The following is a 10,736-nucleotide window of genomic DNA, read 5'->3' as shown; positions in this document are numbered from 1 at the left end:
TACTTTGCTGCGCCAAAGTACCCAAAGCGCCTCGTCAATCCAGCTAGGAGCCTGCGCACATCCCTTACGCATCAAAAAAACAGCGGCTCTTTGTTTTGCTCGTTTGTGCTAAGGGTCTTGAAAGTGGTTTTTTTCGCAAAACCACTGCGTTTGAGGTTTGCAAATGCAAGGTTTGCTGTTGTGCTCCTGTTTTTTTGATCTCCCGGCTCTTGGGATTGACGGCGTATTTTGGTATAGGCTGTGAAGGGGTATTCGGTTGTTGAATAGCGAGGCCTCTTTTTCGACAAGGCAGAATGTAAAATAACATAGGATTTATTTTCCGGATTTGACAGCAGATGAACTTTTAAAATTCATACTTGTTCTTGTTCGACTGGCTTAATGCATCCACACGGTTACCAAAACTGCTTTATTTTAATGATTTTTTTTATTAACAAGACTTTTATCGCATGAGGTACGCTATTTCGTTTTAACGCCTTATAGTCATTTTTCAATGCTGCAATAAGATTCGGCATACCTCTATTACTTACACCGCCCATGCGCATATTTACCATTAATTTTGGGAGATGGAGTGCTTTTATTTCATTTACATAGAAATACCTAAGGATTAGGTCATAATCAGCCGCTGTACCCATATCCAGGGCATATTTGCCATACGCTTTGTAAACCTTCGAATTGATATATAAGGTGGGGTGGGCGGGCATCCAACCTCGCTCAATGGCTTCCTTACCGGCCTGCATGGATCTCCATTTCCTGATTACCTTTGCATTATCTTTACTGACATAGTTGAGATCTCCGTACACCGCATCGACCGTATCCTCTTGAAATACCCGGGCTACTGCTCCAAGCACATCAGAACTTGCCAGCATGTCATCGGAATTCAAAATCCCTATGACATCTCCAGTTGACAACTCAATTCCTTTATTAATGGCATCATATAAACCCCTATCCTTTTCAGACAAAAAATGTGATATGTGGCATTTGTATTCATTGATAATAGCCAGGGTTCCATCAGTTGATTTTCCATCGATTACGATGTATTCGATATCGACATGCTCTTGGGCAATGATAGATTCAATGCATTTACGTAAATATTTTTCACCATTATAGACGACGGTGATGATGGATATTTTCATCTTGACCTTGCCGGGTTTCTGTTTTCATCCTCAGCTACAACGGCCATAAAGGTAAACAATACCGACAATAATCTTCCATTAGAAAATCAAGGCTAAACAAGCCTTACATTTTAACAATCCATCTTGAATTAAACTGATGCAATCAATCACTATTAGAGGTGATCAAAATTTAACCGACCACCATATTATTATGCAGGCATAATATGGTACTATTACAGTACACTATCTATGCTTTATCCATACTTAACGTGTGCTTTAGCTATACTGAATGTGCACAGATCCCATCCATCAATTTAGTTCCGCGGGTGCCTTCTGCTTCCGGATCTTTTGAAACGCGATGCTACATGAGAGCAGTAAAAGAAATGGCAAATAATCGTCTATTGGACAATAGTCGATACTAAAGTCGGAAAGGACTCCCGTTCCACGCACAGTGCCATCATAATTATAAATGGTACACGGAGTAGAAGAATAGGGATCTTGACAACGCCCGTTAACATTCGAAAAGCCATTTGGAAAACCGTTGTTGTCAGAGTCGTATTGAAAATTAGTACTCCCTGGATGTGTCGTATCATAAATCTGAAAGATCCGATTACCAAATCTACAGCCGTAATCATGCACGTCGGCCGAGCTATTTAGGCACATCAAACACAAAACAATGACACATAAGGCACGACCTGTTATTTGAATTGAAGTTGGGATGGGTTTTCTTTTGGGGATGATTAAACTAAACTTTTTCATGAGTATCAGTATTAATCAGGAGCGAATATAATAACTTCTTTAATACAATTGAACCAATAAAAACAAGAAATCAATCATTTTAAAATGGCAACACATGAGTGCTCAGCCATTTTCTTTAATTTCTATCTATGGAAACTCCATCACTATCTTCATCTCGGATTGAGAAATTATTAGCTTAAGTCGAAGATTTTACACATAGCGTAGGGCGTTTTAATTGTTTATGAACTCAAAAATGTAGTTGATTAAAGTCAATAAAGGCGATAGCCATTGGAGTATCAGCAACTTGGAAAATTGACTTAATTTGTCTGTAGGATAATTTTCGTTTATTAATGATGTAAATTTGTAACTTTGAGAGATTAAACAAACAAATATTTGAATCATTTTAAAGGGGATTGCACTTCAACGTGATTTTGCGAAACCTATGGAATATGCAGAAAGCCAAAAGATTTATATTTTTCATCCCACTTGTTGCCGTTATCTTTTTTTCATCCTGCAGTTTGCGCAGGGAACGGGCGCTTTTTAATGCACCAACAGATCTCGTTACAGATACCCTAAAGCAGGTATATGTAGTCAACGATCAAGGGATTGGCGATCTTTACTATCGGATAAAGGCGAATGATTTACTAGCGGTTAGAAATGTTCAAAATCCGGAATTTGGTGCAGTTGGCGGAGGTGTTCAAGGCCAGAGTGGATCGTCATCTGCGGGAAATTCCTCATCACCTCAATCATATCAGGTAGAGTTAGATGGGAAAGTAAATTTACCTGCCATTGGCAAGGTAGCTGTAGCGGGATTAACCCGCCGAGAGGCTGCAATAAAACTTCAAGATTTATATCAGGCAAAGCTCCTGAAGGATCCAATTATTGAAGTAAACATTATCAACCTGAAAGTAACATTGCTTGGTGAGTTTGCCAGACAAGGAAACTTCTTACTCGAAAAAGATAACACAACTCTTATTGATATTATTGGTGAGGCCGGAGGGATCAGTAAAACAGCAGATCCAAAGTCGCTCAAAATCATCCGTGGCGACCGGGCAAACCCAGAGATTATTTATGTTAACCTAAATGATATCAACAGTTTAGCAAGCAAAAAACTTATTCTTCAAAATAACGATATTCTATACCTGCAAACTACCAAATCTGCTGCCCTTTCTGAGAAAATGCAGTCGATAAATAGTTTAGTGCAGCCATTGTTGGTGGTAATTAATGTTGCGCTCCTCATTTTAACCGTTACGAAGTAATTTATGGAAATGCAGCCCATTAAAACTACGTTGGTAGATCAGCAAATAAATTATTGGAAAGTTGTAAAGATCTTTTTAAGTCGCTGGTACTGGATTTTAGCTTGCGTTTTGATTAGTTTGATTGCCGCCTGGCTTTACATCAGAACTATTCCACCAACTTATACTACGAGTGCATCATTAAAACTCGACGATCAGCAAAGTGACGTTTCTGGCGGAGCAACAAATATGCGGAACTATAGCAGGTACTACCAAGGTAGCAACATCCAAACTGAAGCTACCGTAATGCGCTCTCAGGATGTAATTTACAAGGCCATTGACCGCCTGAATTATAAAATATCTTATTTCCTCACCGGACGTATTCTAACTTCAGAAGTATATCCAACTATTCCTTTCAAAGTAGAAATTATTGCTCAGGACAGTATTAATTTTGCACGCTCTGTTTACACCGTAAAGCCTTTAGATCAAGATCATTTTGAAATTGCGACACTTGAAAGGCCTGAAACGAGCATGACTTTTAAATATGGCCAGCCGATATCTTTAGGCAACATGGTCTTCGCTATTAAAAGCAGAATTCCCAATTCAGGTAAATATAGTTTTAAATTCAACGCCAAGTCTGACTTCTACGGGCGAGCTGTTGGAGGGCTGAACATTTTCGAAGCAGAAAAATTTAGTAATATTATGAATGTTAGCCATACAGATGTTAACCCTACATTTTCTGCTGATATTCTAAATGCAATTATTAACGAGTATATCATCAATGATGCTGAACAAAAGAAACGGTCTGCCAAACAAACGATTGCCTATCTGGATAGCCAGATCGACTTTTTAAACAAGCAAGTTGATCAATCTGGCAAGAACCTGTCCAATTATCGTTCGGGAAGTACGATGGTTGATCCCGTGACGGATAAGCAATTCAACATCGAAAAACTTTCGACCTTGCAAACTCAAAAATCGGAGCTGCAATTTCAGAAATTTTCGATACAACAATTGGAAGAGCAGGTAAAAGCCAATAGAGAAAAAATAAAATTTAATCTAGATATAGATGGCGTTGCAAGCTTAGGTTTGCCGGCCCTTATTGCCCAATTAAATACGCTAATTACAAACCGGGAAGTAAAGCTAAATCAATTCAATGCAGATGCAGCACCTGTAAAACAAATTGAAAATCAGATTGATGAAGTTAAGCAACTTATTTATGGCAACATTAAATCGTTAAAAAACAGAAATCAAAAAACAATAGCTTTAATAGATTCGGAAATCTCGAAGGTAAACGGTTCGCTAAGTCAGTTACCAGAGAAAGAAAATGATTTTGCCAAGTTGCAAAGCAATTTAGACATCAATCAAAAAATGTTTTCACTTCTATTTGAGAAGAAGTTAACTGCCCAGATCAGTTCGGCTGCGGTAACCCCCGGTGCCAGTATTATCAATGAAGCTCAACCATCTTTTAGCCCGATAGCACCTGTAGCCAGCCAAATATATTCTACGTATATGATGGGTGGATTGATTTTTGGTATCGGTCTGATTATATTGGTGAGGCTCATTAATCCTTATATCTATGATGTTGAAACCGTTGAAGGACTCACTAGTATTCCAATTATCGGTGTAATCTTAAAGTTTAAACATAAACTTACAGCAGATACCCAGCAGATGCTTTCTTTGGAGAAGCCGAAATCTATCTTCGCAGAGTCAGTTAGATCTGTACGAACAAACTTAAGTTTTCTGGCATCAGAAAAAGGGAACAAAACAATTTGCATAACTTCAGAAATTTCTGGTGAAGGAAAATCTTTTGTCAGCCTGAATTTGGCAGGCACCCTGAGTATTATAGATAAAAAGATAATTATTATTGCGGCAGATTTGCGTCGATCGAAACTACATAAGGCTTTTGGTTCTAAAAACTTAACCGGTTTAAGCACCTACCTTTCTGCACAAACAGAATTGGAAAGTATTATTCACCGTGATGAGCAATATCATTTTGATTATATCACATCTGGACCAGTTCCACCAAATCCATCAGAGCTGCTCCACAGTAACCGAATGAAGATGTTGATAGAGACCCTTAGAACGCAGTATGAATATGTTATTTTTGATACTGCCCCGGTAGGATTAGTTTCAGACTCTATCCCCATCATCAAACAGGCAGACATCAATCTGTTTATCATTAGATCCGGCGTTTCTAAATTTAGTGCGGCATCTGTTCCAGAAAGACTATCGAAGGAATATGCATTAAACAACATTTCCATCATTCTTAACTCTTTTGATAACGAGATTCTGCATGCCAACATGCATACCAGCAACTATACCCAAAGTGGATCTGGCACTTACTATTATTCTAATTACAGTGGATATGGAAATAGCGGATATTATAACGATGAGGAAAAGAAATGGTGGAATTTCTGGAAAAGGAAAAATGATTAATATGGCTTGAAAGTATTTAATCCTGTAGTGTCCTAAGCAAAAAAATCCCATTCTTAATGATTGATCATACTTATAAGTGGTACCCCGTTTATACGCATTCGAGGGCAGAAAAAAAAGCCTATCTCGAATTACAGCGAAAAGGAATTACGGCTTATTTGCCCCTTAAAAAAACGCTGAAACAATGGAGCGATAGAAAAAAAATTATTGAAGAACCCCTTATAAAATCATACCTCTTTGTGTATATTTCGAGCAAAGAACAGGCTGAGGTACTAATGACAACTGGTGTTGCAAGGTTTATCTATTTTTCTGGAGCGGTTGCATCGTTGCCAGAACAACAGCTGAACGGTTTAAAGCTACTACTTGCTACGGATGCAGATCTTGAAATTTTTGATTTTCAGATTAAACCAGGGCAAAAGGTATTGATCAAAGCTGGTCCTTTTAAAGACATGATTGCCGAATTGGTATCCATACAAAATAAGGAACGTATTATTTTACGTCTAGAAAACATTGGCTATTCCATCAATATCAATACGTCCATGGCATTTATAACGCCATTTTGATGATGAATAGCTTGCTTGCAAGGTGTATTTGTACATTGAGCATTATTTAAATAGTAGATACGAGCCGGTACACTTGTATTGTTCAAAGCCTAATCAGTCCTATTTTTTTTTCAAAAATGTGACTGAGGAGGCGAAGCTGTGCCTCATCCACCCTATGAAATCTCTAATAACATCCCATGTGTCGCATTGCCGGAATAGTAGACCGAAATAAAAAACAACATCAAATACAGGCAGAGGTTAAATTGATGTGCGATGCCATGGCACACGGTGGGCCGGATGATGAGGGGTATTATTTCGATGAAGCACACCAATTGGGTTTCGGACATCGCAGATTATCATTACTTGATTTAAGCAATGCTGGTCACCAGCCCATGCAGTATGATGATGGAAACCTGGTGATAAGCTATAATGGGGAAATCTACAACTACCTTGAACTGGCCGAAGCGTTAAAGCTTTTGGGTTATCAATTTAATTCGAGTACCGATACTGAGGTTATTCTTGCCAGTTATGAAGCTTGGGGGCTAGCAAGCTTTGCAAAACTTAAGGGCATGTTTGCATTTGCCTTGTTTGATAAGAGGAGAAATGTTACACACCTGGTTAGGGATAAAAATGGAATAAAACCATTGTATTACAGTACCATTAATCAAAGCCTTACATTTGCCTCAGAAGTTAAGCCATTTAAATACCTTAGTCATGCGTTCAAGGAAAATCCCGATTGGCAAACTTATTTCCTCGCCTTCGGCCACATTCCGGAGCCTTTTACCACCTATACTGACATAAGTGTTTTGCCCAAGGGCCACTACCTTACCTGGCATCACAAAAATAACCAATTTGAACTTACTAGTTTTGATACGAGGCGATATCATGCAATTGAAAATCAAGCGCAAATAGCAGATTATTCGCAAGCTTCGGAGGAAATCCATAAGAGGTTAAAGGATGCCGTTGCACGCCATTTACTGTCAGACGCCCCGATAGGTGTATTTCTTAGCGGCGGCTTAGATAGCAGCATCATTTCATTATTAACTAATGAAATCCAAAATGAAAAAAAATCTAAACAGACTTTAAATACGGTGTCGTTAAACTTCGATGCTGAAGGTTTTTCAGAACGCGAATACCAGGAAGCTGTTGTTTCAAAAACTAATGGGCAACATGGCGACTTCACTATCGATCGCACATTATTCTCGACATTGTTTCCCCAAGCCATTGCAGGTATGGACCAGCCCACCACAGATGGAATAAACACATATTTTGTGAGTTTCTTTGCCAAGAAAATGGGTTTGAAAGCAGTTTTATCAGGTATAGGCGCCGATGAGCTTTTCGGTGGTTATCCCTCTTTCAGAAGGATGAAATTTGTTGCCTTGTTGAGCAAAGTTCCAAAGCAAATACTAAGACTAGGTCGGCATTTTTCTAAATCGCTTTTGAAAAGAGCATACTATTTGTCTTATCAAAACCATATTGGCGAATACCTTTTTCTCCGTGGAATTTATGGGCCGACGGAAATATCGGAGTTATTAAATATACCTTTAAAGAAAGTTGATGAGACGCTAAATCAGGTAAAATTAGCCATCCCAATACATTTCAGCCAAAAAGAAAAAGCTGGGTGGATGGAGCAAAATGTTTACATGCAAAACCAGTTGCTTAAAGATACTGATACGATGAGCATGCAACATGGGGTTGAGGTTAGGGTACCCTTCCTCGATGATGATTTTATATCACTTGTTGGCCAGATTAATCCTAAAATCAAATTCGGAAATAAAAGACCAAAATCATTATTAATTCACGCATTTAGGGCTATGGTTCCGGAAAAAATATGGAAGCGGCCGAAAATGGGCTTTACTTTTCCTTTCCAGCATTGGCTGCAGGAAGAGCCTTGCTTCCAAAATTTAGCTTTGAATAACACAAAAGCAAAACAATTAATTGACGATTTTAGCAAAAATAAAATACATTGGTCTAAAGCATTAGCAATTTACCAGGTATATAAACGTAATCCCCTATCCTAAGTACATCCCGAAAGAACGATATGAAATAACAAATGCTACTATTAACGCTCAAAATGTTTAGTGAAACCGGTGGAATAGAGAAAGTGAACCGCGTACTATCTAAAACACTCCACGAGTATGTGCTTACCAGGGATAAGCAACCATTACAAGTACTTTCACTGTGCGACCAGCCCGGTGATCTGGATACAAGGTATTGCAAGAAAGAAAATTTTAGAGGCTATGGCAAAAACAAAGTGTTATTTACCCTAAGTGCTTTATATAAGGCATTCAGTGCACAAACTATTTTATTGAGCCATATCAATCTGGTGTCTATTGCTGCAAGTATTATATTTTTTGGCAAGCGCAAAAGAATAATAATGCTCGCTCATGGAATTGAAGTCTGGCGGCCGTTGAAGCCGTGGAAGAAATCGTTTTTAAAAAAATACGTCGAAATTTGGGCAGTAAGTCGCTATACCGCAGCAGTACTCGCTGAAAAACATGGAATTAGTACTGATAAAATTGTCGTGCTAAATAATTGCCTGGATCCTTATTTTACCATTCCAGATAAATTTGCTCGTCCGTCGTATTTAGCTTCAAGACACCAAATTGAATCAGATCAGCCCGTTTTGCTCACTGTGAGCAGACTATCATCTTACGAGATGTATAAAGGTTATGATGTGGTAATCGAGTGTGTTAAATCACTCATTACTGATTTCCCCAACATTCGGTACCTGTTGGCAGGAAAGGCAGATTTAAATGAACGAAATCGATTAACCAATTTAATTGAAGCAAACGGTTTAATGGAAAATGTCATCTTATTGGATTATATTCCGGATCATGAATTAGCTGACTATTTTCTTCTCGCCGATCTGTTTGTGATGCCGAGCAAAAAAGAAGGTTTTGGGATTGTATTTATTGAGGCGGCCGCATGCGGTTGTACTGCCCTAGCGGGGAATCAAGACGGCAGCAAAGATGCTTTGTTGGACGGCGATTTAGGTCTATTGGTTAATCCTGATGATAAGGAAGCGATTCGGGCATCCATCCATAAATTCTTAAAATCTGGGCAAACAATTGAACGCATTAAGGCCCTGCAACGCAGTTGCCTAGAACATTTTGGCTACGAATTATATAAAAACAGGGTATCTTATTTGCTTGATTCGAGCGTATAAACCTTTTAAACATGCTGCGTTCGTCGCTCAAAAATAAGCATCGCAACCCTACAAAATAAATTAGTGGAAACGGAAGAATTACATCACTGGAAAATTGAGGCAAAAGCATCGCTATTGGATCTAAAGCTTGGAGAAGTTTGGGCGTACCGAGATTTATTGGTGCTTTTAGTAAGGAGAGATTTCGTTTCCTTTTATAAGCAGACCGTTTTAGGGCCACTTTGGTTTTTCATTCAGCCTCTATTTACAACTATAATTTTCACTTTCATTTTTGGTAACCTGGCGGGAATATCTACTGACGGTTTACCGAAGCCACTGTTTTATATGGCTGGAATCACCGCATGGAATTATTTTGCAGACTGCCTGAACAAAACTTCGACAGTATTCAGAGATAATGCAGGCATTTTTGGTAAGGTATATTTTCCCAGGTTAATTGTTCCCCTAAGTATTGTTGTAAGTAATTTAGTGCGGTTTGGCGTACAGATGATCCTATTTGTACTCTTGCTCTGCTACTATTATTTCAATGGCTCCAATTTTCAGCCCACGCTATATATCTTATTATTTCCAATAATTATCATTTTTATGGCTTTGTTGGGCTTAGGCCTCGGCATGCTTATTACTGCCATGACAACAAAATACCGCGATTTAGCATTCTTAATTGGTTTTGGAGTACAGTTGCTGATGTATGCTACCACCGTTATTTATCCGTTATCTGAGGCAGAAAAAAAATACCCATCATATAGTTGGATCATCAAATACAACCCTATGACGCCCATTATTGAAACTTTCAGATATGGTTTCCTGGGTGAAGGAAGTTTTAGCTGGTTTAGCTTGGCCTATGTGGGCTTAATAACTGCCATTGTGTTGATTTTTGGAATTATAGTGTTTAACAAGGTGGAACGCAATTTTGTGGACACGGTTTAGGTGGGGAGTTGGGGAGACGGAAAGTTGGGGAGCTGGGGAGTTGGGGAGTTGGTGAGGCGGCGAGTTCGGGAGCTGGGGAGTTGGCGAGGTGGGGAGTTGGGGAGTTGGGGAGCTGGAGATAAAATAATAAATCATCCTTTATTTATTATAAAAAATTAAATAAAGCTATGTATACTTATCCATTTGAAAAGTTAGAAGTTTGGCAATTAGCCAGAATGTTAAGAAAAGATGTTTACGCAGTTGTCAACAGATTTCCGAAAGAAGAACTATTTGGGTTAACAAGTCAGCTGAAGCGTTCTGCTAGTAGTATTGGAGATAACATCTCTGAAGGATCAGCAAGACTTACTGCAAAAGACAGGGCACATTTCTTTGTTATCGCTTATTCTAGTACCATAGAAACTGTAAATCACATCATCGGGGCGTTGGATTTAACCTACATTACTGAGGTGCAATACGTAGGATTAAGATCAAAATTAGAAGAAATCACAAACAAAATTAACTCATTACATAAAGCTCAATTTAGAGCAAAGGTCTAAACTCTTACCGACTGACCACATCACCAACTCACCAACTTATCAACTAGCCA

Annotated in this window: 8 protein-coding genes; 7 read left to right on the top strand and 1 reads right to left on the bottom strand. The window is 38.7% G+C overall.

Translation table 11 applies throughout. From position 1 onward, the window contains the following. Nucleotides 1–392: 392 nt before the first annotated feature. A complete protein-coding gene (locus OQ268_RS15465) occupies nt 393–1,133 on the bottom strand; it encodes a glycosyltransferase family 2 protein (protein WP_265857395.1) in 741 nt (246 codons plus the stop codon). Between the two features lie 1,166 nt (nt 1,134–2,299). On the opposite strand from OQ268_RS15465, the gene OQ268_RS15460 reads away from it, so the two are divergent. The 7 genes from OQ268_RS15460 to OQ268_RS15430 all read left to right on the top strand — a co-directional run bounded on the left by OQ268_RS15460 (nt 2,300) and on the right by OQ268_RS15430 (nt 10,686). Continuing rightward, nucleotides 2,300–3,109, top strand: a complete 810-nt coding sequence (locus OQ268_RS15460) for a polysaccharide biosynthesis/export family protein (protein WP_265857394.1) — start codon at nt 2,300–2,302, stop codon at nt 3,107–3,109. A 9-nt stretch (nt 3,110–3,118) separates the two neighbouring features. Next, entirely contained in the window at nt 3,119–5,521 is a 2,403-nt protein-coding gene (locus OQ268_RS15455) for a GumC family protein (protein ID WP_265857393.1), read from the top strand. A 56-nt stretch (nt 5,522–5,577) separates the two neighbouring features. Further along, entirely contained in the window at nt 5,578–6,081 is a 504-nt protein-coding gene (locus OQ268_RS15450; RefSeq protein WP_265857392.1) for a UpxY family transcription antiterminator, read from the top strand. A 176-nt stretch (nt 6,082–6,257) separates the two neighbouring features. Further along, a complete protein-coding gene (asnB, locus tag OQ268_RS15445; RefSeq protein WP_265857391.1) occupies nt 6,258–8,081 on the top strand; it encodes an asparagine synthase (glutamine-hydrolyzing) in 1,824 nt (607 codons plus the stop codon). A 32-nt stretch (nt 8,082–8,113) separates the two neighbouring features. Beyond that, nucleotides 8,114–9,229, top strand: coding sequence for a glycosyltransferase family 4 protein (locus OQ268_RS15440; RefSeq protein ID WP_265857390.1), 1,116 nt, complete (start codon nt 8,114–8,116; stop codon nt 9,227–9,229). A 63-nt stretch (nt 9,230–9,292) separates the two neighbouring features. Next, a complete protein-coding gene (locus tag OQ268_RS15435; protein ID WP_265857389.1) occupies nt 9,293–10,150 on the top strand; it encodes an ABC transporter permease in 858 nt (285 codons plus the stop codon). 167 nt (nt 10,151–10,317) lie between these two features. Continuing rightward, on the top strand, nt 10,318–10,686 hold the full coding sequence (locus OQ268_RS15430) for a four helix bundle protein (RefSeq protein ID WP_265857387.1): 369 nt from the start codon (nt 10,318–10,320) through the stop codon (nt 10,684–10,686). Nucleotides 10,687–10,736 lie beyond the last annotated feature (50 nt).

Source organism: Pedobacter sandarakinus (genome assembly GCF_026240095.1).
Lineage (GTDB): Bacteria > Bacteroidota > Bacteroidia > Sphingobacteriales > Sphingobacteriaceae > Pedobacter > Pedobacter sandarakinus.
Note: the sequence above shows the minus strand (reverse complement) of the source record. Positions and strands in the feature narration are given on the sequence as shown.

Bases quoted from the DNA above. Each gene is read 5' to 3' on its own strand.
- OQ268_RS15430 (WP_265857387.1), top strand. From the start codon at position 10,318: ATGTATACTTATCCATTTGAAAAGTTAGAAGTTTGGCAATTAGCCAGA.
- OQ268_RS15465 (WP_265857395.1), bottom strand. From the start codon at position 1,133: ATGAAAATATCCATCATCACCGTCGTCTATAATGGTGAAAAATATTTA.
- OQ268_RS15455 (WP_265857393.1), top strand. From the start codon at position 3,119: ATGCAGCCCATTAAAACTACGTTGGTAGATCAGCAAATAAATTATTGG.
- asnB (WP_265857391.1), top strand. From the start codon at position 6,258: ATGTGTCGCATTGCCGGAATAGTAGACCGAAATAAAAAACAACATCAA.
- OQ268_RS15460 (WP_265857394.1), top strand. From the start codon at position 2,300: ATGCAGAAAGCCAAAAGATTTATATTTTTCATCCCACTTGTTGCCGTT.
- OQ268_RS15440 (WP_265857390.1), top strand. From the start codon at position 8,114: ATGCTACTATTAACGCTCAAAATGTTTAGTGAAACCGGTGGAATAGAG.
- OQ268_RS15450 (WP_265857392.1), top strand. From the start codon at position 5,578: ATGATTGATCATACTTATAAGTGGTACCCCGTTTATACGCATTCGAGG.